This is a genomic window from Shewanella sairae, from assembly GCF_023283535.1.
GTDB lineage: Bacteria > Pseudomonadota > Gammaproteobacteria > Enterobacterales > Shewanellaceae > Shewanella > Shewanella sairae.
Map to the genome: position 1 here is coordinate 1 of NZ_JAKILT010000024.1, position 24,029 is coordinate 24,029.

Annotated in this window: 22 protein-coding genes and 4 tRNA genes; 22 read left to right on the forward strand and 4 right to left on the reverse strand. The window is 43.1% G+C overall.

Annotated elements, in window-relative coordinates; genetic code table 11:
* The first annotated feature begins 1 nt into the window (after nucleotide 1).
* From L2748_RS11475 to L2748_RS11490, 4 genes are all read left to right on the forward strand, one after another.
* Nucleotides 2-77 (forward strand) — tRNA-Glu (locus L2748_RS11475).
* A gap of 252 nt (nucleotides 78-329) precedes the next feature.
* Nucleotides 330-405, forward strand: a tRNA-Glu gene (locus tag L2748_RS11480).
* Between the two features lie 76 nt (nucleotides 406-481).
* Nucleotides 482-557: transfer RNA gene (locus tag L2748_RS11485), tRNA-Glu, on the forward strand.
* A 46-nt stretch (nucleotides 558-603) separates the two neighbouring features.
* Nucleotides 604-679: transfer RNA gene (locus tag L2748_RS11490), tRNA-Ala, on the forward strand.
* Nucleotides 680-1,597: 918 nt separating this feature from the next.
* On the opposite strand, the gene L2748_RS11495 is transcribed toward L2748_RS11490, so the two are convergent.
* Entirely contained in the window at nucleotides 1,598-3,427 is a 1,830-nt protein-coding gene (locus L2748_RS11495) for an ABC transporter ATP-binding protein (RefSeq protein WP_220781723.1), read from the reverse strand.
* A 211-nt stretch (nucleotides 3,428-3,638) separates the two neighbouring features.
* On the opposite strand from L2748_RS11495, the gene L2748_RS11500 reads away from it, so the two are divergent.
* From L2748_RS11500 to sstT, 7 genes are all read left to right on the forward strand, one after another.
* Nucleotides 3,639-5,162, forward strand: a complete 1,524-nt coding sequence (locus L2748_RS11500) for an AlkA N-terminal domain-containing protein (protein ID WP_220781724.1) — start codon at nucleotides 3,639-3,641, stop codon at nucleotides 5,160-5,162.
* A complete protein-coding gene (locus tag L2748_RS11505) occupies nucleotides 5,159-5,695 on the forward strand; it encodes a methylated-DNA--[protein]-cysteine S-methyltransferase (RefSeq protein WP_220781725.1) in 537 nt (178 codons plus the stop codon). Before L2748_RS11500 ends, L2748_RS11505 begins: the two co-directional genes overlap by 4 nt.
* 129 nt (nucleotides 5,696-5,824) lie before the next feature.
* Nucleotides 5,825-7,144 carry a DEAD/DEAH box helicase gene (locus L2748_RS11510; protein ID WP_220781726.1) on the forward strand — a complete coding sequence of 440 codons (1,320 nt, stop codon included), beginning with the start codon at nucleotides 5,825-5,827 and terminating at the stop codon, nucleotides 7,142-7,144.
* Nucleotides 7,145-7,370: 226 nt separating this feature from the next.
* The gene (locus L2748_RS11515; RefSeq protein ID WP_220781727.1) at nucleotides 7,371-7,841 is read left to right on the forward strand and encodes a dual specificity protein phosphatase family protein; all 471 of its coding nucleotides are present in this window, start codon (nucleotides 7,371-7,373) and stop codon (nucleotides 7,839-7,841) included.
* A 26-nt stretch (nucleotides 7,842-7,867) separates the two neighbouring features.
* On the forward strand, nucleotides 7,868-9,409 hold the full coding sequence (locus L2748_RS11520) for a phospholipase D-like domain-containing protein (RefSeq protein WP_220781728.1): 1,542 nt from the start codon (nucleotides 7,868-7,870) through the stop codon (nucleotides 9,407-9,409).
* Nucleotides 9,410-9,475: 66 nt separating this feature from the next.
* Nucleotides 9,476-10,402 (forward strand): chemotaxis protein, encoded by a 927-nt coding sequence (locus tag L2748_RS11525; protein ID WP_220781729.1) that lies wholly within the window; start codon nucleotides 9,476-9,478, stop codon nucleotides 10,400-10,402.
* A 183-nt stretch (nucleotides 10,403-10,585) separates the two neighbouring features.
* Nucleotides 10,586-11,809 (forward strand): serine/threonine transporter SstT, encoded by a 1,224-nt coding sequence (sstT, locus tag L2748_RS11530; RefSeq protein ID WP_220781730.1) that lies wholly within the window; start codon nucleotides 10,586-10,588, stop codon nucleotides 11,807-11,809.
* Nucleotides 11,810-11,916: 107 nt separating this feature from the next.
* On the opposite strand, the gene L2748_RS11535 is transcribed toward sstT, so the two are convergent.
* Nucleotides 11,917-13,287 (reverse strand): Gfo/Idh/MocA family protein, encoded by a 1,371-nt coding sequence (locus tag L2748_RS11535; RefSeq protein ID WP_220781731.1) that lies wholly within the window; start codon nucleotides 13,285-13,287, stop codon nucleotides 11,917-11,919.
* A 283-nt stretch (nucleotides 13,288-13,570) separates the two neighbouring features.
* On the opposite strand from L2748_RS11535, the gene L2748_RS11540 reads away from it, so the two are divergent.
* A complete protein-coding gene (locus L2748_RS11540) occupies nucleotides 13,571-13,981 on the forward strand; it encodes a hypothetical protein (RefSeq protein WP_220781732.1) in 411 nt (136 codons plus the stop codon).
* Nucleotides 13,982-14,045: 64 nt separating this feature from the next.
* On the opposite strand, the gene L2748_RS11545 is transcribed toward L2748_RS11540, so the two are convergent.
* Together L2748_RS11545 and L2748_RS11550 are read right to left on the reverse strand one after the other, a co-directional pair.
* Nucleotides 14,046-14,699, reverse strand: coding sequence for an RluA family pseudouridine synthase (locus L2748_RS11545; protein ID WP_220781733.1), 654 nt, complete (start codon nucleotides 14,697-14,699; stop codon nucleotides 14,046-14,048).
* Nucleotides 14,700-14,806: 107 nt separating this feature from the next.
* Nucleotides 14,807-15,400, reverse strand: a complete 594-nt coding sequence (locus L2748_RS11550) for an acyl carrier protein phosphodiesterase (RefSeq protein WP_220781734.1) — start codon at nucleotides 15,398-15,400, stop codon at nucleotides 14,807-14,809.
* A 163-nt stretch (nucleotides 15,401-15,563) separates the two neighbouring features.
* Between L2748_RS11550 and L2748_RS11555 the strand changes: the two genes are divergently transcribed.
* From L2748_RS11555 to L2748_RS11600, 10 genes are all read left to right on the forward strand, one after another.
* A complete protein-coding gene (locus tag L2748_RS11555; protein ID WP_220781735.1) occupies nucleotides 15,564-15,737 on the forward strand; it encodes a hypothetical protein in 174 nt (57 codons plus the stop codon).
* A 124-nt stretch (nucleotides 15,738-15,861) separates the two neighbouring features.
* On the forward strand, nucleotides 15,862-16,899 hold the full coding sequence (queA, locus tag L2748_RS11560; protein ID WP_220781736.1) for a tRNA preQ1(34) S-adenosylmethionine ribosyltransferase-isomerase QueA: 1,038 nt from the start codon (nucleotides 15,862-15,864) through the stop codon (nucleotides 16,897-16,899).
* A gap of 185 nt (nucleotides 16,900-17,084) precedes the next feature.
* Nucleotides 17,085-18,218 carry a tRNA guanosine(34) transglycosylase Tgt gene (gene tgt / locus L2748_RS11565; RefSeq protein WP_220781737.1) on the forward strand — a complete coding sequence of 378 codons (1,134 nt, stop codon included), beginning with the start codon at nucleotides 17,085-17,087 and terminating at the stop codon, nucleotides 18,216-18,218.
* Between the two features lie 30 nt (nucleotides 18,219-18,248).
* Nucleotides 18,249-18,581, forward strand: a complete 333-nt coding sequence (yajC, locus tag L2748_RS11570) for a preprotein translocase subunit YajC (protein ID WP_012154722.1) — start codon at nucleotides 18,249-18,251, stop codon at nucleotides 18,579-18,581.
* Between the two features lie 17 nt (nucleotides 18,582-18,598).
* Nucleotides 18,599-20,449 carry a protein translocase subunit SecD gene (secD, locus tag L2748_RS11575; protein WP_220781738.1) on the forward strand — a complete coding sequence of 617 codons (1,851 nt, stop codon included), beginning with the start codon at nucleotides 18,599-18,601 and terminating at the stop codon, nucleotides 20,447-20,449.
* 13 nt (nucleotides 20,450-20,462) lie between these two features.
* Nucleotides 20,463-21,410 carry a protein translocase subunit SecF gene (gene secF / locus L2748_RS11580; RefSeq protein WP_220781739.1) on the forward strand — a complete coding sequence of 316 codons (948 nt, stop codon included), beginning with the start codon at nucleotides 20,463-20,465 and terminating at the stop codon, nucleotides 21,408-21,410.
* 256 nt (nucleotides 21,411-21,666) lie between these two features.
* Nucleotides 21,667-21,984 (forward strand): putative signal transducing protein, encoded by a 318-nt coding sequence (locus tag L2748_RS11585; protein WP_220781761.1) that lies wholly within the window; start codon nucleotides 21,667-21,669, stop codon nucleotides 21,982-21,984.
* Nucleotides 21,984-22,343 (forward strand): rhodanese-like domain-containing protein, encoded by a 360-nt coding sequence (locus tag L2748_RS11590; RefSeq protein ID WP_220781740.1) that lies wholly within the window; start codon nucleotides 21,984-21,986, stop codon nucleotides 22,341-22,343. The genes L2748_RS11585 and L2748_RS11590 overlap by 1 nt, the downstream gene beginning before the upstream one ends.
* Before the next feature lie 54 nt (nucleotides 22,344-22,397).
* Nucleotides 22,398-23,309, forward strand: a complete 912-nt coding sequence (locus L2748_RS11595) for a precorrin-2 dehydrogenase/sirohydrochlorin ferrochelatase family protein (protein WP_220781741.1) — start codon at nucleotides 22,398-22,400, stop codon at nucleotides 23,307-23,309.
* Nucleotides 23,310-23,408: 99 nt separating this feature from the next.
* On the forward strand, nucleotides 23,409-23,957 hold the full coding sequence (locus tag L2748_RS11600; protein ID WP_220781742.1) for a YaeQ family protein: 549 nt from the start codon (nucleotides 23,409-23,411) through the stop codon (nucleotides 23,955-23,957).
* Nucleotides 23,958-24,029 lie beyond the last annotated feature (72 nt).

Consider the following 24,029-nt stretch of genomic DNA (forward strand, 5'->3'; position numbering starts at 1 on the left):
GGTCCCCATCGTCTAGAGGCCTAGGACACCGCCCTTTCACGGCGGTAACAGGGGTTCGAATCCCCTTGGGGATACCACTATTTATAACGATGAGATTTCGGTCTGGTTGTTTAAGCGTTAAATCTTAGCCTACAGGATTTAATGAGTATTCACTCTTTGCAGAGTCTAATGCAGTCCTAGCTCTTGTTTATAAAGAGTCATCGTCTAGATGGTGCCTAGGACACCGCGCTACTTTTTTATTAAGATCAGCACGGCGGTTTCACTTTTATAGCCTTCTAAAGTGTCACTTATAGGTCTTCGTTATATTGGAAGTAAAACAATATGTCCGGGTCCCCATCGTCTAGAGGCCTAGGACACCGCCCTTTCACGGCGGTAACAGGGGTTCGAATCCCCTTGGGGATACCACTTATTTTAAAGCGTTGAGTTTTAGCCTACAGAACTTAATGAGTATTCACTCTTTGCAGAGTCTAATGCAGTCCGGGTCCCCATCGTCTAGAGGCCTAGGACACCGCCCTTTCACGGCGGTAACAGGGGTTCGAATCCCCTTGGGGATACCACTTATTTTTATTCATGTTTTTAGTGACTTGAATGTACACCAGAAATGGGGCCTTAGCTCAGCTGGGAGAGCGCAACACTGGCAGTGTTGAGGTCAGCGGTTCGATCCCGCTAGGCTCCACCATTTTACTGCTTTACGTAGTAAGTAAAAAAACCACCTTAGGGTGGTTTTTTTATATCTAAAATTCGGCTTATATGACTTTGGCTTCCTTATACCAATAAGTATAAATATTTGGTCGCTCAGCGAGAATTTAGCGGCTTTGAGGCAAGGCAACGAGTGAAGAGCATAGTTATTCTACGTTCAAGCTCGTTAACACAGCATCAAAGCCGCTAAAACTCGCCATTCTGGAGCGTTTTTGGCTGCCTACTTCTGCGTTGAATAACTTCAAAAGGGAGCGACCATTCTTTCAATTATTCGCCTTGAATTAGTTTGCCAAAAACACTCTGAGTAGATCAAATCCTTGTACTGATTGGTATTAATCTAAATTCCTTGTTTGGCCGTCAATTTGCGACAAACCTAACGTTGTAACTCTAGGCCAAAATACAATAATGATATTTAATGTACGTTAAGCAGCGAGTTGTCAGCTTCTCTGCTCTCGTCTCGATAGAGCTGTTATGTTTTAGATTTGCTTCAGGAATTAGGGGGCAGCATAACTTATTATGCACTTGTGTAAGTGGCTTTTGTTATGCGAGCTTAAGAAGCTAAAAGCGAGGGCAGGGCGGATCAACTAGATCCTCACTTATATTTTAGCGTCAGCACTGTTAATAAAGACTGAAGCTCCAACGAATGGAACAACTCGTCAATGAAATAGAGGCTAGTTAGTCATGAACTGATGCTGTGTCGACGTTGATAGTTAGAAAGGCTTTTATAAAGTGTATTTGGCTATATTAAAGCTAGTTGTAAGTAGTATAAAAAAGCCATCATTGCTGACGGCTTTTATTTTATGCTCTTGTTTTGTTGATAATTCTCAGTGACGAGCCAATAACTAGCATCAGTTATCGATTATAAATACCAAGTGTTGCCTGAATTTTGGTTTCGAAACTAATCAACACCGAGGAAGCCACCTGTTTGATGAGCCCAAAGCTGCGCATAGATCCCACCAGAGCTAATTAACTCTTGATGGGTACCTTGCTCAACAATTTTACCTTCATCTAGAACGATTAACCTGTCCATTGCTGCAATGGTCGATAATCGATGTGCGATGGCAATAACGGTTTTGCCTTGCATTAGCTGATACAAACTCTCTTGAATCGCGGCTTCAACTTCAGAGTCTAGCGCTGAAGTGGCTTCATCCAATAGCAGGATAGGGGCATTCTTAAGTAGTACTCGGGCAATGGCGATACGTTGACGTTGTCCACCAGAGAGTTTAACGCCTCTTTCACCTACTTGAGCATCAAGCCCTATATTGCCTTCTGGATCACTTAAGGTCTGGATAAACTCATAAGCTTGTGAGTTTCTTATTGCAGCGTCTAGTTCTTCATCACTGGCATCAGGGTTACCATAAAGAATATTTTCCCGAATAGAGCGGTGTAGTAGCGACGTGTCTTGGGTCACCATGCCGATATGAGCACGCAAAGAATCTTGAGTGACCTCTGTGATATCTTGCTTATCGATAGCAATATTACCGGACTCAACATCATGAAAGCGCATTAATAGATTCACAAGAGTAGACTTACCAGCACCAGAGCGGCCGACTAATCCCACCTTTTCACCAGGCTTAATATTTAGATTTAGTTCATCGATAACTCCCGTGTTCTCACCATAGTGAAAACTAACATTATTAAAATCGATTTCACCTTTGGTGACGCTAAGTGCTGGTGCATTTTCAATATCATTGATGTCAGTTGGCTTCGATAGGGTATTCATGCCGTCTGCGACAGTGCCTATGTTTTCAAATAGTGAGCTTACCTCCCACATGATCCACTGTGACATACCGTTTAGCCTGAGCGCGAGACTGATGGCAATCGCAATAGCACCTACGGTAATGGCATCGTCTTGCCATAGCCAAATCGATACGGCCGCGATTGAAAAAGCCAACATGTAATTGATTACTTGTACGCTGACATTAATCCAAGTGACTAAACGCATTTGTTTGTAAACTGTATGCAGGAAGGTTTTCATGCTGCCTTTAGCATATTCAGCTTCTTTTTGGGTATGGGAAAACAACTTCACTGTCGCAATATTGGTGTAGCTGTCGACAATGCGACCAGTCATCGTTGAGCGAGCATCAGCTTGCTCAGTTGATACCTTCTTGAGTTGAGGCAAAAAGCGAATTTGCAAAGCGATGTAAACAGCTAACCAGATAAGCATTGGCACCATTAATCTCAGATCGGCTTTGGCAATCATCACCACCATTGCGGTGAAGTAAACTAAGATATAAACCAATACATCTAATAACTTAGTCACAGTTTCTCTGACTGCTAATGAGGTTTGCATCACTTTAGTTGCGACGCGGCCTGCAAAGTCATTTTGATAAAATGACACACTCTGTTTTAACAAGTATCTGTGAGCAAGCCATCGAATTGACATGGGGTAATTACCCAATAATCCTTGATAAACAATAAGCGCATGTAACAAGGTCAGCAGTGGGATCACCACAAGTACTAGCAGAGTCATACCAAGCAAACGCAGGCCTTCTTGCTCAAATAAGGTCTCAGGATCATGTTTAACGAGTAAATCGACGAGATCGCCCATAAAGCCAAAGAGAGACACTTCCAGAATTGCCAATAATGCCGTAAGAATAGACATAATAACTAATGGCACTTCAAAGCCGCGGGTGTAATGACGGCAAAATGCATAGATCCCTTTCGGGGGCTGTTGTGGCTCTTCGCTAGGAAGCGGATCAACCCAAGATTCAAATCGTTTGAACATGTTTCTACTCAATAATATTTGCGTGTTAGAAAACTCTAATGAAAGCACAGCATATAGGAATAACGCATTGATTGGGGGATATTAATAGTAAATATTTATTGTGGTTAACGGTCACAATGAAATATCAGTGCTATTGAGTTCCGTTTTCCGCTAGTGATACCGAGGTTTGTTACGTAAGATTAGCTTATCTCCGTTGATTTTAGGTGTGAATATGCTCCAACAAGACTGCCAGTTAGATAAAGAGGTCTGCCGTAAAGCTCGGCTCGCTCGAGATCCTCGATTCGACGGTCAGTTTTTTATTGGCGTGCTGACAACCAAAATCTATTGCCGGCCAATCTGCCCCGCAGTTAGCCCAAAAGAACAAAACGTACGTTATTTTGACTCAGCACAGCAAGCTGCCTGTGTTGGTTTAAGACCTTGCCTTCGCTGCAGGCCCGATTCTGCACCCAGATCCTATGCGTGGCAGGGCACACAAACCACGTTAAACAGGGCAAAAGCACTGATTGATGCGGGCGTATTGTCAGGTCCAGAAGGGCAGAGTGTTGAAACTTTATCTGAGCGGTTAGGGATCAGTAGCCGCTATTTACGGAAACTGTTTAACGATAAAATGGGGATTTCCGTAAAAGGGTATAATCAGTACCGACAACTTTTACTCGCGAAACAGCTGCTCCATCAAACAGAGCTCTCTATTACTCAAGTGGCCTTTGCGGCAGGCTTTACCAGTATTCGACGTTTCAATGAAACCTTTCAGCAGACTTTGCAGCTAACGCCTTCAGAACTCCGCAAAAGAACTGCCAAGTCGCAGCAGAATCATCAAGCAAACAATGATGTCACCGTCAACAGTGTTAATAGTGCCAATAATAGTATTGGTGTAGTGGCATTGAAGCTACAGATGAGCTTTAGGCCGCCCTTTTCATGGGCAAAGCAGCATCATTTCTATCAAGTACGTGCAGTCTCCGAAATGGAATGGTTAGATGATGAGCTTAGCTACGGTCGTAGCTTTACGATTAATGAGGTAAGTGGTTACTTTAGCGCGAGGCTCGATGCGAGCAGGCACTTATTCAACGTTGAGATTGTACTTGAGAATGAATCTGGGTTGACACAGTTAGGTGCGGTCATAAACGGTATTCGCCGCGTACTGGATCTCGATGCCAATATTAGCCAGATTGATAACGTGTTAGAAACGATTACGCCGTTAGCTGAGCAAATGAGTCAAGGGCTAAGATTACCTGGCGTTTGGTCCGTTTTTGAAGCGGGCTGCCGAGCGGTATTAGGGCAACAAGTTAGTATCGTACAAGCCTCGAAGTTACTTAATCAGTTAGTGCTCGCTTATGGTGAAGAGCGCTTAATTGGTGATAAATACGTTAAGTTATTTCCAACTCCAGAGGCGATTGCGATAGCTGAATTAACTGAGCTTAAAATGCCAGTAGCTAGAAAGAAAGCGCTTAATGCACTCGCGCAATTTGTTGATAAAAATACGCATGCCGAGCCTGATTTATGGATCGCCATTAAAGGCATAGGTCCGTGGACGATTGCTTATGCCAAAATGCGTGGGCTAAGCGACCCTAATATTTTGTTATGCGGCGATCTAGTGGTGAAAAAACGAGTGTTAGCGTTATATTCTGAGCAAGCAGAATATAACGACTACGATTACTTGGCCATTAGCCAACAGCTTGCGCAAAAGAGTGCTCCTTGGGGGAGTTATTTAACTTTTCATTTGTGGAACTTGTCATGAATAAATTCTCTTTGCCTATGGCAAAACTAAATTTTGAATCGGATTATGGGTTTATCTCAATCTGCGCAAATGCAGACGGGATCACTCACTTAAATTTTATTCCACAAACGGATGATGAATGGTTGTCACGGGAAATAGATAGCCAAGTTCTTCAACAAAATAAACTCAATACAGCGACTGAGCAGCAACAAGCTCACACGCATTTACTGCAGGCAAAGCAACAGCTGCTAGAGTACTTTGATGGCAAGCGTCAGTATTTTGATGTGGCACTAGCCCCTAAAGGCACCGAGTTTCAGCAACAAGTGTGGCAAGCTCTCACTGAGATTGATTTTGGTCAAAGTTGTAGTTATGGCGATATCGCGAATAAAGTTAATCGTCCTAAGGCGGTGAGGGCGGTGGGCACCGCCAATGGAGCAAATCCAATCGCCATACTGGTTCCTTGTCATCGCGTTATTGGTAAAAATGGTACCTTAACGGGCTATGCATATGGCTTGGCGTTAAAGCAAAAGTTGTTAAAGCTTGAAGGGCTGTAATCATCGTTATTTGAGGAGCGATAGTTTACGTTATTGAGCGTAAGCTAACGCAGAAGAAAAATAAGCTTTTAAACTGATATTAGCGTAGAATAAGTGCCTTATTTTTGATTAGGCATTAACCTGTAAATTATGACTCAGCCAGTATCTTCAACAGACCAAGTAGCAACGCAAACTGTAGCGAGCACAACTGCCCACAGTGATTTTAGCCAACTAGGGTTAATCCCTGAGTTGCTTGAAACGCTTAAACTGCTGAGTTATACCAAGCCAACCGCAATTCAGTCTAATATCATTCCAGCAGTTTTAGCGGGAAAAGATGTGCTAGGCGGCGCTAAAACAGGTTCGGGTAAAACCGCTGCTTTTGCTCTACCCATTATTCAAAAGCTTGCTAAAGCATCACCTCGTAAAGCGGGAAGCAACTTTGTTTCTTGTTTGGTTTTAGTACCTACTCGTGAGCTAGCACAGCAAGTTAGCGATAGCTTTATGCGTTACTCGCAGTTGATTAAACCTAATCTTAAAACCCTTGCTGTTTATGGTGGTGTGTCGACGAATGTGCAAATGCAAAGCCTTCGTGGCGGCGCTGACATCGTTGTGGCTACACCGGGTCGTTTAATCGATCTGATTTCAAGCAATGCGCTTAAGCTAGATAACACCGCGACTTTGGTATTGGATGAAGCCGATCGCATGTTGAGCCTTGGTTTTACTGAAGAGCTGAACGCGCTTTTAGCTAAGCTACCTAAAGCTAAGCAAACCTTATTGTTCTCTGCTACTTTCCCTGAAGAAGTACGTGAACTTACCGATTCGCTATTAAATAATCCTGTAGAAATACAGTTACAAAGTAGCGAAGAAAGTACTTTGGTTCAACGTGTTATCACCGTTAACCGTAACCGTAAAACGGCGTTGTTAGCACAATTGATTAAAGATAATCAGTGGCAACAAGTGCTTATTTTTGCCAGTGCAAAATATAGCTGTAATCGCTTAGCGCAGAAGTTAGAAAATGCCGGTATAACAGCTGAAGTATTTCACAGCGATAAAGGTCAGGGCGCGCGTAATCGTGTACTTGATGGCTTTAAGTCCGGCGAGATCAGTGTACTGATTGCAACGGATATCGCGGCGCGCGGTATTGATATTGAAAAGCTACCAATTGTAATCAACTTCGAATTACCGAGAAGTCCTGCAGATTATATGCATCGTATTGGTCGAAGCGGCCGTGCTGGTGAGGCGGGGATCGCAATGAGCTTAATCTCTCATGATGAATATCAACACTTTAAGTTGATAGAGAAGAAAAATAAACTGCGTTTAGAGCGTGAGCAAATTCCTGGCTTTGAAGCCGATCTTGAAGCGCCAGAAGACTGCCCATCACGGGATCTTAAACCAATGGCAAAACCTGCCGGTACCGGTAAAAAGCACCGTAAAAAAGTCAATGCTGAGGTTTGGGCTAAGAAGTCTTAAATCGAAAAGATTACATCGCGCGGCACTTTTCAGCATGTCGCGCAATATTAAAGGGCTCATATTGAGCCCTTTTTAACATCTGTACCAGCAATTTTGCGGCGTAGCACCAGTTTTTAACTACCGATGGTCATCTAGAGAGACAAAGCGATAGCGCAACATTTCGGCATTAGGTATGCTCTTGTCGATTTATTGTCTGTTACAACACATTTTTTATCTAGGAAACACTATGCAGCACCTATTTTGGTTAGTTGAGGGGCAAATTGCAGGACGCAGCGGCCCAAATAAAGACCCTTGGGATCTTGCACAAATTAAGGCGTCTGGCATTGATGCAATTTTATCGGTTAATCATGGTGAAGAGTGTAACGTTGAAGAAATCGCTGATTTAGGTTTAGATTATCTATGTGTGCCGTTTTCTAGCAACATCCCGCCTAAAGAAGAAGATTTAACACTTTGTAAAGAACAGGTTCCCAAAGCGCTGGCTTTTATCAGACAATGTGAAGCACAAGATAAGACAGTATTAATCCATTGTCGTTCAGGTAAAGATAGAACGGGACTGATTATGGCGTACTATTTAATGGATAATGGTGCAGCACCATTGCACGCTGTAAGTCAGGTTCGCGCGGTGAGGGACATCGCGTTTAGTTCTGAAGGGTGGGATCAATTTGCATTTGATGTACTTTATGCGCTACAAGATTAACTAAGGTTCGCAAATAGAATAATAAAATGATTGCAAATGGATTGCAGACGTTAACACCATTTAGATTGATATTACTTTGGGCAGTTTGGATATTAACCGGCTGCCAAGCTTCTGCTGTTTTTCCCGATAAACACCCTTCATTTAAGCTTCAGCAACAAAATACATGGCCGCTAGCAAAGTTTGTCCAGCCCGATGTGTTAGCACACCCACAACAGACTGGGGTCATTGCGTTAAGCGATGGTGTCGATGCTTTTATTGCACGTTTAGCTTTGGTCAGCTCTGCAACGGCGAGTATCGATCTGCAATATTATATCTATCGTGCCGATGATAGCGGTAGGTTGCTGACTTGGCATCTTATGCAGGCCGCAGAGCGTGGGGTTAGAGTGCGTATATTGCTTGATGACATGGCAATAAAAAATGCTGATAAAGCTCTAACGATGCTGGCAAAGCACGAAAATATCCAAGTGCGATTATACAACCCTTCTTTTGAGCGTAGCTTTCGTAATCTTGCTTTTGTTGTAGGTTTTTCGCGCTTAAACCATAGAATGCACAATAAGTCGTTAACGATAGACAACACCATAACTGTGGTGGGTGGGCGTAATATTGGTAATGAATACTTTTCTAATAATACTGATGTGGAGTTTGGTGATTTTGACTTGATGGCGATAGGTACAGCGGTTGATGAAGTGTCCGATCAATTTGACCTATATTGGAATGCGCCGTTAACGGTTGAGATTGAAGCGCTCAGTTCTATTATTGTCACTAATGAAGAGGTGGAACAAGAGCTTGCAATCGCTAAGTCGCAGCAGCAAGCCTATAACGATAACCCCTATGTTACGCGATTACTCAATAGTGACCTTATGGCTAAAATGAAGAGCCAGTCATTGTCTTGGTTTTGGGGGCCATCAAAGCTGGTTTATGATCAACCCGATAAGCAAAATCATCAGTTAGATTCTGATAGCATTTTGGCCGACCTGGGTGAGTTTTTACAAGCGGCAAAACATGAGGTACTGCTTGTCTCGCCGTATTTTGTACCAACGCGCAGTGGTACTCAGAGTATTATTGAAACTGTCCATTCTGGAGTCAATGTTACCATATTAACCAATAGCCTAGCGGCGACTGATGTATTGGCTGTGCATGCTGGTTACAGAGCATATCGGCAAGCTTTGTTAGCCGCGGGAGTGAAGATTTTTGAGGTGAAAGCCAACCCAGATGTAAAGCAAACGAGCAGTTGGAGTGGCAGTTCTAAAAGTAGCTTACATGCAAAAACGTTCGTGATTGATAAAGAATCGGTTTTTGTGGGGTCTTTTAATTTTGATCCTCGTTCAGCATGGTTAAATACTGAAATGGGCTTAATTATAGATAATCCGCAATTTGCTGAAACTGTTGTGGAGGGCGTTGCTACAAATTTGGTAAAAAATACCTATCGATTAGCATTAGAAGATGATGAAATTGTTTGGTATGACGATTTTAGCCAACGCAAACTATACAGCGAACCTGATGCAGGGCTATGGCGCAAGTTTCTTGTCGATTGCATCGCATTATTGCCGATTGAATCTCAGCTTTAATTGTTTGATTTAAGTGGTTAGGTTAGAGTTTCTTTTATTAAGTAAAATACTTACGGCGATAGTGGTATGGACGCAATAACTAAAAATAAAACCAAAAGTAAAGCGAACCAATCCCAAGGTTTGCTGCTGTTTAAACTGTCGTTAACTCAGCTGTTTGCGCTGGGAACGTTGAAAATCCGTGAATTAGTGCCTTATAGCCCGTTAAGTGCCATTCCGCACTCTCACCCGACAATACTTGGTGCTGCAACTATACGAGGTGCGACCATTCCTATCGTCGATATGGCCGCAGCGATTGGATATAGGCCAATTAGTCAACAAGAGCTAAAAGACAGCTACATTATCATTACTGATTGTCAAAGAATGGTGATTGGTTTCCTGGTGCGTTCGATAGATAAAATCATCGAATGTAATTGGCGAGATATTGAAAAACCACCAAGTAGCCTAGGGAAAAACGCGTTTCTTACCGGTGTTACAAAGATCGATGATAAATTGGTACAGCTATTAGATGTTGAGCTGCTGCTGTCAAAAGTGTTTCCACTAAGCCCTGAAACCACTCGCGCAATATTGACCGATGTGCAGCGTGAATACTTAAAGCCAATGAACATCTTATTGGTTGATGATTCAAAGGTGGCTCGTAAGCAATTAAGCGATGCGTTAGACAGTATTAATATTCCATACCAGGTAACGGCCGATGGTAAAGAGGCGCTTGCAATTATGGAGCAGGCCGAGCGCAATCAGCAAGCAGTTAATATTTTGGTTAGCGACATTGAAATGCCTGGTCTTGATGGCTATGAACTGGCTTTCGAAGTAAAGAATAACCCAGCTATTGCGCCAGCTTATATTATTTTGCATACCTCGTTATCGAGTGAGATCAGCGTTAGCCAGGCTCACCAAGTGGGCGCTAATGAAGCGTTAACTAAATTTTGTGCTCACGAGTTAATAGAAGCCATGTTAAGAGGTGCTGAAAAAGCCACAGCAAAGGCCAATCTTTAGGACCTTATTAGCAATATGTTAACTGTGAGTAATATCCAAGCCTAATTACCTAGCAAAGGTAGACAAGCGTTGCTGCATCCGATACAAACTGTATAGAAGGGAGATTAACTCTAATTAATGCGTGCTGTAGCATTCGCTCATTTAATAGAGATTCTACATAATATAAAAACGACAGGTTAAATAATGAATCAAAAACCATCTTTGTTTGCCCGATTGGCAGACGGCAGTTTAGTGTTGCAAATTCTTATTGGTATTATTGCGGGTGTGGTGTTAGCTACGGTATCTAAAACCGGTGCTGAAAATGTTGCTTTTTTAGGTGAGCTTTTTGTTGGTGCATTAAAAGCGATTGCACCTATTTTGGTTTTCATCTTAGTCGCGGCATCAATCGCTAATCAAAAGAAAAACGCTAAAACCAACATGCGTCCCATTGTGATCCTTTATCTATTTGGTACATTTTCGGCAGCTGTCACCGCGGTATTGATGAGTTTTGCTTTCCCTACAACATTAGCTTTATCACTGGATGCTGCGCAGGCATCACCGCCAGAAGGGATTGGTGAAGTGATCCATACTTTATTATTCCAACTTGTTGATAATCCAGTTAATGCATTAATGACAGGTAATTATATTGGTATTCTTGCGTGGGGTGTGGGGCTTGGCCTTGCTCTGCATCATGCAACGGATTCAACCAAGCAAGTCTTTGCTGATGTGAGCCATGGTGTTTCGCAAATGGTACGCTTTATTATCCGTTTAGCGCCAATTGGTATTTTCGGTCTAGTCGCTGCAACATTCGCAACTACAGGTTTTTCAGCTATTGCCGGTTACATGCATCTGTTGCTAGTACTACTTGGCGCAATGGCAATTATGGCGTTAATTATCAACCCTGCGATTGTGTACTTTAAAATACGTCGTAACCCATACCCATTGGTATTTACTTGCCTACGTGAAAGTGGTGTTACAGCCTTCTTCACTCGTTCAAGTGCAGCGAACATCCCCGTGAATATGGCATTATGTGAAAAGTTAAAGCTTCACGAAGATACTTATTCAGTATCAATTCCATTAGGTGCAACCATTAATATGGGCGGCGCGGCAATTACCATCACTATTTTGACTTTAGCTGCGGCTAACTCTATGGGCATTCAAGTGGATATTCTTACTGCTATTTTGCTCAGTGTAGTAGCAGGTGTTTCTGCTTGTGGTGCATCGGGTGTTGCAGGTGGTTCATTACTATTAATCCCACTAGCATGTAGCTTGTTTGGTATTTCAAATGATGTTGCAATGCAGGTTGTTGCAGTTGGATTCATTATTGGTGTGATCCAAGATTCGGCCGAGACAGGTTTAAACAGTTCTACTGACGTTATCTTTACCGCTGCCGCTTGTGAAGCTGCTGAGCGAAAAGAGAACGCTTAATAAAGCTTAACGCTGAAATGCAATCGCGGTTAACTATTGTTGAACGCCACTGCATAATAGAAGCCCACTCAGTCGAGTGGGCTTTTTGTTATATAAAGAGTCAATGATTATGCGCCTACAATACCTAGGGGGTTACCGGTTCTCCATGCACCGCGGGTAAAGTCAGGGAAGTTGACCGAGTTACTGCGGTTATTGACTGACTCTTCGCTTAAAATATTGACCACAGACCAGGATGCGCCGTCATAAACATCTTGATCCAGTGGTTCGCCGTTACGTAAGCAATACACCATACGCCACAACATTAAGAAGTCCATGCCACCGTGGCCGCCATTACGTTCAGCTTCTTTACCCATTTGTAACCACAATGGATGGTCATACTTTTCATACCATTTTGTCATGTCCATATCCCATTGATGAAAGTTACCTGAGCCACCTTGCTCAATGGCAATTCTATTGGGGAAGCCGGCAAACACACCGTTAGAGCCTTGAATTAGGTTATGGCGGCTGTAAGGTCGAGGCGTAGTGGTATCGTGTTGAACCATAATGGATCGGCCTTTAACGGTTTTTATCAGTGAGGTGTTCATATCGCCATTGATGTAGTTGAGCTGGTTACGCTGATGATCTGCAGGGAACTCACGCTCGGCATATAAAGCGCGGCCAAGGGCTGGTGAGCTCATTGATGTCAGGTAATCAAACCTATCACCGCGGTTAATATTCATATATTGCGATACTGGCCCTAAGCCGTGGGTCGGGTATAAGTTGCCATTACGCTTTGCATGCCAGCCCGTGCGCCATGAGCCGGTTTTACTGTCAATTTCCTTCATCTGCCAACGAAGTTCATGAATGTAAGCTGCTTCGCCATGCAGTAGTTCGCCAAATACCCCCTGACGTACCATATTCAGCACCATTAACTCATCGCGGCCGTAGTTGACGTTTTCCATCATCATACAGTTCTTCTGGGTTCGCTCAGCGGTATCGACGATTTGCCAGCATTCTTCAACGGTTAGTGCTAGCGGGACTTCTACAAAGGCGTGTTTACCGCTTTCCATAGTGTCAATTGCCATTGGTGCATGCCATTCCCAAGGCGTCGAAATAATCACAATATCGATGTCATCGCGGTTGAGTAACCCTTTATAAGCCTTTGGACTACCCGTGTATCGAGCCGGTTTTGCTAGACCTTGGGCTGTGACAAACTCAATCGACTTATCTAATACACTTTCATCAGTATCACAAATCGCTTTGATCTCGACTCCCTCAAGATGACAAAAGTGTTTTACATGCCCTGAACCTCGTTGCCCAACACCGATGAACCCGACTCTGACGGTATCCATTTGGGGAGCGATTAACCCCATAACAGTACGCCCGCCAGTAGGCTTAGGTGAAACGCCGTGAGCTGTTGATAAAGGGATTTGTGAGGTGATGATGCCTGCTGCTGTGACACCTGCTGTTTTTAAGAAATGTCGTCGATTGTACTTCATTGTGAGTCCTGTAGTATTTTTATCAATTATTTAACAAGAACCTAGGGTTATAACAGATTTTGGTGGAAAAAAGGCCAAAAACAGGTATGAGTTGTTATTGGCTTGTCTTTTAATGCGGATTGGCTAAAGTAATGTATATTAAAGTGATTTATATCGCGTTTTAAAATTGTTAGTGCGATACACTTAATTTTAAAATTTAAGGTTGTGTGAGTTGAGATTCGTTATTTAACGCCTGATTTACCGACAAAAAGTTTACACATGTTTTTAATAGGGAAATGAACAGATGACTCTTGTGCGTAGTAAGACAGATGAAGTGATTCAAATTGAGAAAGCAACAAAACTCAAGGAGATGGAAATGTCAGTGGTTGAAAAGCGCAAGCGTCTATCATGGCGTGAAGAGGAGCTGGTTGAACGAGAGGTAGTCGGTCACTGGATTGACGAAAGACCTCTGTTAGGCGACAACCTGACCGTTTATAAGCAAGAAGGTAAATACTTTCTTGAAACTTGGTATCTCGATGGCTGCCATAGTTTGGATGAAATGACCTGTGAAGTTACCACTGATGGCATCAAGCTGGAAGATAAAGGGGGGAATATCTTTGGTGAGTTCTTTATGTTAACCCCCGATAATGAACTGAAGTTTTGTAATTCAACTCACTGTTATTATACGGCAAAAGTTGATGAGGCTGCAGCTTAAGCAGTGCTTCTTTGATACTAAAAAGGGGCCAGAGCCCCTTTTAGGTATTTGAGAGTACAGGGCTTTAAAATGGATGCTTACTGCTAAACTCCATTATTTTACCCGAATAGGGATGAGTAAACTGTAAACTCTGAGCATGTAATTGTAAGCGCTTAGCGGCACGAATCACCGTCTCATCGCCGTAGAAGTCATCACCTAAGATAGCGTGACCGAGTGCTAGCATATGCACGCGTAACTGGTGGGTTCTGCCTGTAACAGGTTTTAACTCCACTAAACTATTACCATCATTTTGCTGCAAGACTTGATAGTGAGTGATTGCAGATTTTCCTGTTTCGCTCACCATCTGTTTGGGTGGGTTTTCCTTATCTGCTGCAATAGCAAGATCTATCACGCCACTTGGCTCTGATAACAGTCCTTGAACTTCTGCAATATAGGTTTTTGCTGTTTGCCTGTTTTGAAATTGTGTTTTCAAACTCGATTCCGCTTTTTTATTGCGGGCAAATACCATTATGCCTGACGTTGTACAATCTAATCGATGTACCAAAATAGTGTTTTTAAAACGCTGCTGCAAACGTGTAAGCGCGCAATCGTGAGTGTACTCAGCGATGCCTGGGTTCGATAGTAAGCCAGAGGGTTTATTGATAACGATAATATCCCGGTCGATATAACGGATATCTAACCAAGGGATACTAGGGGGCTGATAGCTAAATATTTGCATGTGTTCTCCTATAGGCGGGATTCTAGCAAATACTTAGCTTTTAGACATGCACTTAATTCAACTGTTTGGCAGCTTGTGCGCTGTAATGAAACAAAGCACCACAATAGCTATAAATACTCCGGTGGAGTGTTACGTGTCCATAAGCGGCTATAAGCCATCAATTGAGGATAAAATGTGCGGAATGCGATTTCAATTTCAGTGTCGAGCTTTTTAACGCACTCTTGTGCGCCGTTAAAAATCTCTGGCTTTGATACGCGCTTCGCAACTGAAGCCAGTGTTTTATTTAGCCCGTCACGTGTTTGATAGGCCACTAACCAGTTCTCTTGGCGAATTTTCGGTGCAATTAATGTGAGTGCTTCAGGAAGTTCTGCACAGTTATCTATAGCGTCATAAGCTTTGCCTGCAAACTCTTCAAGGCTTTGGTGATGATACTCATCCCAATACTTGGCAAGCATATGATCAAAGCTTAAGTCGATAATGATCGGTGCTGCGCGAGTGAGTGACTTAGGAAAGAGCTCAAGTAACTCTTTCGTCAATTCATGGCTATCGGTAAGTTGGTCTATTTGGCGATGCAGCCAAATACCTTGTTGCAGGTGTTTCGGGAAATGCTCAATACTGCCTTTTGCAAAATCCCCAGCAATATTGGCAGCCAATGAAGTTTGGCTATTGTCTGCTAAATGCAGGTGTGCAAGAAAGTTCATATTTTATACTTGGTGATACGCGTACTTCACGGTATCATGCGGGAGGATGCGAAGGAAATTGTTTCTGTTTAAGTGACTAAATAATGCTGAAACAAATGATTTTCTTAAAGGATGTGCATCAAAAATAGGCAATACCATCAAATAAACGGTTTGAGGATCATGGATGATGTGGAACTGGTTAACCCGAAAACTTGCTAAAAAAGAGCAAGTCACTCGTAGAAAAGTCAATATAGATATTCCCTACCAACAGCATAGCTATCGCAAAGAAGACTTTGACAATAAAAGTTCAAACGCGCCTGTTCAAAATAAATCGGATTCGTTTAAATCACTAAGCTAGGTGCTTTACGCACGCGCAAGTTAAGCTTAAATCGTTAATTGACGGTTTTTTAAGTCTGGATTGTTGATCTTCTATTACGCTAGTCATAGACTAGCGACCGATTTAGATACTGTTGAGACTTTCCATGCGCGTTGCTGATTTTTCGTTTGAACTCCCTGATGAGTTAATTGCCCGTTATCCTACTGCCGAGCGAACTGCCTCTCGATTGCTGTCACTTGATGGTAATAGTGGTGCACTAGCTGATCTCCAGTTCACCGATATTTTAGAACGAGTCAATCCTGGCGATTTGATGGTGTTTAATAATACTCGGGTTATTCCTGCACGCATGTTTGGCCACAAAGAGTCTGGTGGCAAGTTAGAAATCTTGGTTGAACGTATGCTTGACGACAAGCGTGTGCTTGCACATGTGCGTTGCTCTAAGTCACCGAAAGTGGATAACATTATCTGCCTAGATGCTGACTACAAGATGAAAATGCTTGCTAGACATGACGCCTTGTTTGAACTAGAGCTACAAGGTGATAAAACCATTCTTGAAGTGCTAGAAGAGGTGGGGCACATGCCACTGCCACCTTATATCGATAGACCAGATGAAGACGCGGATAAAGAACGCTACCAAACGGTTTATAACCAAAACCCAGGCGCAGTAGCTGCACCTACAGCAGGTTTGCATTTTGATGATGCCATGCTGGCTAAGTTAAAAGACAAGGGCGTTAATACTGCTTTTGTGACTTTGCACGTAGGTGCGGGGACATTCCAACCAGTGCGTGTCGATAATATTCTCGACCACAAAATGCATTCAGAGTGGGCAGAAGTACCACAAGAAGTTGTCGACCTAATCGCGGCAACGAAAGCCGCGGGTAATCGTGTCATTGCAGTAGGTACCACATCAGTGCGTTCTTTAGAGAGCGCAGCTAAAGCATCACAGAATGATTTACAAGTATTTAGCGGTGATACCGATATCTTTATTTACCCTGGATACCAGTTCCAAGTTGTCGATGCAATGGTGACAAATTTCCACCTGCCAGAATCGACCTTGATTATGTTACTGAGTGCATTTGCCGGCTTCGATGAGGTAAAAAACGCCTATCAGCACGCGATCGCTCAAAAATACCGCTTCTTTAGCTATGGTGACGCCATGTTTGTGACCAAAAAAGCGAACTAATTATCCAAATTGCTTTAAAATACCCAGTTCATGATATGAAGTGGGTATTTTTTTATCCGCAGATTTAATGCATATTTTGGCATTGAGGGTTGATACTGAATTGTTTGCCCTTATGTTTGTCATAATCTTAGACTCAAATACTTGAGTTAACTCAGGTCAGACTGTTTATCTGGCGAGGTGAAAAAATGAAATTTGAATTAGATACAACTCAAGGCCGCGCACGTCGTGGTCGTTTGATTTTTGAACGTGGCACTGTTGAAACGCCAGCGTTTATGCCTGTAGGTACTTACGGTACTGTTAAAGGTATGACGCCTGAAGAAGTGCGTGAAACTGGCGCAGATATTTTGTTGGGTAATACATTCCACCTTTGGCTACGTCCAGGTGAAGAGATCATGCGTAAGCATGGTGACTTGCATGACTTCATGAACTGGCAACGTCCTATTTTGACTGATTCGGGTGGATTCCAAGTATTTAGCTTGGGTGATATTCGTAAGATCACTGAAGAAGGCGTACATTTCCGCTCACCAATTAACGGTGAAAAGATTTTCTTGGACCCAGAAAAGTCGATGCAAATTCAAGACTCATTAGGCAGTGATGTGGTAATGATTTTTGACGAATGTACACCATACCCAGCAACTGAAGACGAAGCGCGCAAATCAATGCAGATGTCATTGCGTTGGGCGCAGCGTTCACGTGATGAGTTTGACAGACTTGAGAACCCGAATTCTTTATTCGGTATTATTCAAGGCGGTGTCTATGAAGACCTACGTGATGAGAGCTTAAATGGTCTCGTTGACATTGGTTTTGATGGATACGCTGTTGGTGGTTTAGCAGTTGGCGAGCCAAAGGAAGACATGCACCGCATTCTTGAGCATGTTTGTCCAAAAATTCCAGCTGACAAACCACGTTATTTGATGGGGGTCGGTAAGCCAGAAGACTTAGTTGAAGGTGTACGTCGTGGTGTAGACATGTTCGATTGTGTTATGCCAACGCGAAATGCCCGAAATGGTCATCTGTTTACCAGTGAAGGGGTTATTAAGATCCGTAACGCACGTCATCGTGATGACACTTCACCACTCGATGATAAGTGTGATTGTTATACCTGTAAGAACTACTCACGGGCATATCTTTACCACTTAGATCGTTGTAATGAAATTTTGGGTGCTCGATTAAACACCATTCACAACCTTCGCTACTACCAAAGATTGATGGAAGGTTTGCGTGGCGCAATCGAGACAGGTACATTAGACGCCTTTGTTGAGGATTTCTATACCAGCCAAGGTCGAGAAGTACCTGAAGTTCCTGAATTATCCGATTAATTTTTACTTAGACAATAAGAAGAGAATACTATGTTTATTTCAAACGCATATGCAGCTGATGCACCTGTTGGTGGCGCTGGTGGTACCATGGAACTGATTTTCATGTTGGTCATTTTTGGCCTAATTTTTTACTTTATGATTTTCCGTCCACAGTCTAAGCGTGTAAAAGAGCACAAGAACCTTATGAGCTCTTTGAGCAAAGGTGATGAAGTGCTAACAAGCGGCGGTATTCTAGGTAAGATCGCAAAAATCAGTGATGAAAACGATTACGTATTGTTGACTATCAACGAGACAAGTGAAATCACGATTAAGAAGGATTATATTGCGGCCGTATTGCCAAAAGGCTCTATTAAGTCACTTTAAGCCAAGAGGGCAAAGGCGTGTTGAATAAATACCCGATGTGGAAAAACCTGATGGTGATACTCGTTATCGCCGTCGGTGCATTCTATGCGATACCAAACCTTTTCGGTGAAGACCACGCAGTTCAAGTGGTTGCCACACGAGGAGCCGAGGTCTCAGCGTCGACGATGTCGACAGTAAATGAAGTATTAAAGAGCAAAGGTATCGCTGTTAAGCGTTCTGAGCTTGAAAATGGTCAGTTGTTAGTACGTGTCAATAATGGTGAAGCACAACTTGTTGCTAAAGAAGCCATTAGTGAGGCGTTAGGCGACAAGTTCACCGTAGCATTAAACTTAGCACCAGCGGTTCCAGCATGGTTAGAAGCCATGGGTGGTTCACCAATGAAGCTAGGTTTAGACTTACGCGGTGGTGTGCACTTCTTAATGGAAGTGGACATGGGTGAAGCGATTCGTAAGATGACCGAAGCCAAAGTCGCTGACTTCAGAACGGATTTACGAGCTGAGAGAATTCGCTACGCGGGTATTCGCAATGGCGCCAAAGGCATCGAAATCAAATTTCGTGATGCCGAGACTTTGGCAAAAGCTGAAAGCTTCCTAAAGTCTCGTAGCAATGACATGGTCTTCGTAGACAAGACTGTTGGTGAAGACTATGTTCTTGTTGCAAATCCAAGCGAAACGTATTTACAGCAAGTTAAAGAAGAAGCACTACAACAGAACATCACTACACTACGTAACCGTGTAAACGAGTTAGGTGTTGCTGAACCTGTAGTGCAACGTCAAGGTGCTGAACGTATTATCGTTGAGTTACCAGGTGTTCAAGATACTGCCCGCGCAAAAGAAATTTTGAGTGCGACAGCATCGATAGAATTCCATATGGTTGACGAAAAAGCCGATGTTCAAGCTGCTATGAGCGGACGTGTTCCAGCGGGTTCAGAGCTTTACGAACGTCGTGGCGGTGGTGCTGTTGTCTTGAAGAAAGCGGTTATGTTGACCGGTGATCATATTCAAGGCGCGCAACCAAGTTTTGACGAATACAGTCGTCCACAAGTGGCAATTAACCTTGATGCTAAAGGTGGTTCGATCTTCTCTAACGTAACCAAAGATAACATTGGTTACCCAATGGCAACGCTATTTATCGAGTATAAAGATACCGGTGAAAAGAATGCTGATGGTAGCGTAAAGATGAAGAAGATTGAGGAAGTTATCTCAGTTGCTACTATTCAAGCACGTTTAGGCCGTAACTTTGTTATTACCGGTCTTGAGCATGCTGAAGCACAGAACCTAGCATTGTTACTACGTGCAGGTGCGCTAATTGCGCCAGTTTATATTGTTGAAGAACGTACTATTGGTCCAAGCCTTGGTCAGGAAAATATCGAAAACGGTATGCAAGCCATGATCTGGGGTATGGCAGTAGTGCTTATCTTTATGTTGGTTTACTACCGTGGTTTTGGTCTTATTGCTAACTTGGCCCTTACGGCTAACTTGGTGATGGTTGTTGGTGTGATGTCAATGATCCCGGGCGCGGTATTAACCTTACCAGGTATTGCCGGCATGGTATTAACCGTTGGTATGGCGGTTGACGGTAACGTACTTATTTACGAACGTATTCGTGAAGAACTGCGTAATGGTCGTAGCGTACAGCAAGCGATTCATGAAGGTTACGGCAACGCGTTCTCAACCATTGCTGATGCGAACATTACTACCTTTATGACGGCACTGATCTTATTTGCTGTCGGTACTGGTGCGGTTAAAGGTTTCGCGGTGACGCTAATGATTGGTATCGCCACTTCTATGTTTACAGCCATTGTTGGCACACGCTCAATCGTGAATGCGATTTGGGGTGGTAAGCGCGTGAAGAAACTGTCTATTTAAGGGGACGTTGATAATGTTACAAGTTTTAAATGTTAAAGGTACAGTCAACTTCCTACGCCATGCTCTTCCTATCAGTATTTTTTCTGCTGTGTTGGTACTTGGCTCAATTGCAAGTTTAGCGACTAAAGGCATTAACTGGGGCCTAGACTTTACTGGCGGTACGGTTGTTGAGCTTGAATTCTCTAAGCCTGCAGACTTAAATGCTATTCGTAGTGATTTAGTGACTGAAGCGGTTGGCGGTGCAGTTGTACAGAACTTCGGTTCTAGCCGTGACGTACTTATTCGTCTTCCTGTTAAAGATGACTTTAAGAGTGAAGATCAAGTTAACGACGTCATGGCTGCTGTTACTCAACTTGATTCTGCCGTAATTCAAAAGCGTGTTGAATTTGTTGGACCACAAGTGGGTAAAGAACTTGCTGAGCAAGGCGGTCTAGCGGTTTTAGTGGCGTTAATCTGTATTCTAATCTATGTGTCATTCCGTTTCGAATGGCGCTTAGCGTTAGGTTCAGTTGCGGCACTTGCACACGATATCATCGTTACCTTAGGTGTATTCTCAGTATTACAACTTGAGTTTGACCTAACTGTACTCGCGGGCCTATTGACCGTTGTCGGTTACTCGCTTAACGATACCATCGTAGTATTTGACCGTATTCGTGAAAACTTCCTCAAGCTGCGTAAGAGCTTACCGGAAGAAGTTGTGAATATTTCAATTACCCAAACCATGAGCCGTACCATTATTACGACGGGTACAACTTTGGTTGTGGTTGTTGCGCTGTTCCTTAAAGGCGGCACCATGATTCATGGCTTCGCAACAGCATTGCTAATGGGTATTTTTGTCGGTACTTTTTCTTCAATCTACGTTGCGAGTTTCTTAGCAATCAAACTAGGTATCAATCGTGAACACATGATGCCTGTAGAAATTGAAAAAGAAGGCGCAGATCAAGATGCGCTGATGCCTTAGTGATAGGGCATTAATGAAAAGCCACCACAAGGTGGCTTTTTTTATGCCTGTAATATTCTTGAGCAAATGGTTTTGTTAGCTTAAAAAACTATTAAAATAGACTTAACTGGGCTGAGTGTGCTGTTCGAAAAAACAGCGCTCGACAGGCTAGATAGTTTAGCAGTAGCATGGAACTCTATTTTAACATCATCTTATTAATGAGAGTTCGGTGCCGACTTTAGGTGAGCCAGTAGAGCAAATAGCAGTAGGAAGTCAAATGGAAGAGCAAACACGTTTAGTGGCAACAGGAAATTTGCTAGAAGCTCATACTTGGAAAGGTATGTTAGAATCTTGCGGTGTGCAAGTAGAGATTAAAGGCGAAGCCTTGCTAGGTGGTGTTGGTGAACTGCCTACAGGACTGCAAAACGTGGAGTTATGGGTTGCTGAGAGTCAATATGATTTAGCTAAAACCCAAATGGCATCTTTAAATGTGCAGTGTCCACAGTGGAAGTGTGTAAGCTGTCATGAAGTCAATGAATCGAGTTTCGAGCTTTGCTGGAATTGCAGTGCCGAACGCAGTGAGAAATACAGTTAATGCAACATAATCCCGCATTTTTAGCGTTAGTAGAAAGTATTTTACCTCTGGTTACCGAGGTCAATGTAGAACAGTACCAATCAATGTCAGGCTGGACATTACTTGATGTTCGAGAAGACTCTGAGTGGCAAAAAGGCCATTTACCTAAAGCTCAACATCTTGGCCGCGGTATTATAGAGCGAGACATTGAAACGCTTTATCCTGAAAAAGACACACCTTTAGTTTTATATTGTGGTGGTGGTTATCGTTCAGCGTTAGCGGCAAATAACCTTCAGGTTATGGGATATACCAAAGTGGTCTCCTTAGCGGGTGGTTATAAAGCTTGGCTTGAGCGACAATTGCCGATTGAAAACGACTAAGCTACTGTATTAGTCGATTAACCTCGCTATTATTCGCAAAGGTGTAAGTGTTTAATGCAATATTTTCCGCTGTTTGTCGATACACAATCACTTCAAGTTCTGGTTATTGGCGCTGGCGATGTTGCTAGTCGTAAATTAGATTTACTTAGCCGCACTCAAGCACAGATTAACGTGATTGCAATGGAAGCGTGTCAGGACACCCTTAATTATGCAGAGCAAGGCCGTATTTCGCTTGAACTGCGCGCTGTGACTGAAGCTGATATTAATGGAGTCGATTTATTATATCTTTGCACCGCCGATACCGCGCTTAATGAGCAGCTAGCTATTTTCGCAAAACAGCAAGGTATTTGGGCTAACGTTGTTGATAATCCTAAGTTCTGCCGTTTTATAACGCCTTCAATTGTCGATCGCGGTCGTTTGCAGATCGCTATAAGTACAGCAGGCGCTGCGCCGGTTTATGCTAGAGAATTACGTGCTCGTTTAGAATCTTGGCTTCCACAGTCGTTAAATCCGTTATTTGATTTTATTGCTGAGCGCCGTGAAGAGGTGCAGCAGCGACTACCGGTATTTAAGCAAAGACGCGTATTTTGGGAACAGTTCTTTAGTCGCAATGATTCCCGCTTTGATGCCGATACGCTAAGCCATTATGACGCCAGTTTTGCTATGCAAGCACAGCAGGGTGAGCTTTTATTGATTGATTCGGGTACTGCACCTGAATTACTGCCAATAGGTGCTATGCCATATCTACAAAAAATAGAAGTCACCTTTTCTCGAGCGTCAGTGCCGTTTGCGCTTAATGAGATCTTAAGACGCGACGCAAGCTATAGTGACGACTATGATGAATCAACAATTGCCGAGTTACTGGCAAAAGGAGAGTCATGCCTAGTGTATGGTGACACCGCTGAGATCACGCATTTAATGAAGCTATTTCCCGCAGCAAAACATCTGCAGGCAGGAAGTTTTTAATTCTGCTTATTCAGCTGATTTACTTTTTAGTGGCGTGATCATGTGTTGCGCCAGTAAATTGAGGTAAACTTGGCGCAAATTCTATTGTGAACATCACTCATGGCTAAGAAAGCTACCGTATTTAAAATCGCTATCCAAATCGCCGATATGGACCGTGGCTATTATCAAGACCATCAATTAACGGTTGCTCAGCATCCATCAGAAACCGATGAACGCATGATGGTAAGGCTCCTTGCTTTTGCTATGAACGCCAGTGATTCACTGACGTTTAGTAAAGGACTGTGCGTCGATGACGAGCCAGAGCTTTGGGATAAGTCATTATCAGATGAAATTAACCTATGGGTTGAGTTCGGCCAAAGCGATGAGAAATGGCTGCGTAAAGCTTGCGGCCGTGCAAAACAAGTGCAGCTTATTACCTATGGCGGCCGTAGTGTGCCGATTTGGTGGAAGCAAAATGAACCGCTACTTGAGCGTTATAGCAACCTAACAATTTGGAACATCCCTGAAGAAGCAGTTAAAGCAATGGGGCAGTTGGTGGGACGTAATATGTCGCTGCAGTTTAACATTTGTGAAGGGCAGATCTGGATCTCAGATAATGATAACTCGGTACTTGTAGAGCCTGAGTTACTTAAGGGCGTGCAGGAATAGCACTTTAGCTAATTGAACAACTCAGCATATTTTAGTTGGGTGCACCTGAATGCAAATTAAAAAAGCCAGTCA